The sequence below is a fragment of the Yersinia sp. 2542 StPb PI genome, assembly GCF_048593855.1.
Lineage (GTDB): Bacteria > Pseudomonadota > Gammaproteobacteria > Enterobacterales > Enterobacteriaceae > Yersinia > Yersinia enterocolitica_E.
This window is the reverse complement of the sequence record NZ_JAZGQA010000526.1, coordinates 1-327: the sequence shown is the minus strand read 5'-3', so window position 1 is coordinate 327 and position 327 is coordinate 1. Positions and strand designations below refer to the sequence as shown.

Genomic DNA, 327 nt, shown 5'->3' with positions numbered 1-327 from the left:
CTCTAATGATACAGATATAATATTAAAATTTGACAAAAATAATGAGTTTGAATTGTCGGTTTTAAAAGAAATTCAATCATATCAAAACGAGAGTTTCAAGAATTACAGAGCTGCTATGATATTTAGAGACTATGGCGTTAAGTTGAGTGACTTTGATAAGTTAATACGTGCTAAATGCTCTGAATCGATAGATGAACTTGACCGTCAGTATAAAAATGAAACAGGTTTATGGAAACCATTTTCTTGGTATAAAGATAAGGACCTTCTTGAAGAAGCACATAAGTATAGAGAGAATTATCATAAAGTATTTTTCGAAGAAAAAAAACG

Annotated in this window: 1 protein-coding gene; it reads left to right on the top strand. The window is 29.7% G+C overall.

Features of this window, described 5'->3' with window-relative positions; genetic code table 11:
• Positions 1–327, top strand: a 327-nt coding sequence (locus V1952_RS22615) for a hypothetical protein (protein WP_420075644.1), incomplete at both ends; no start/stop codon positions are given.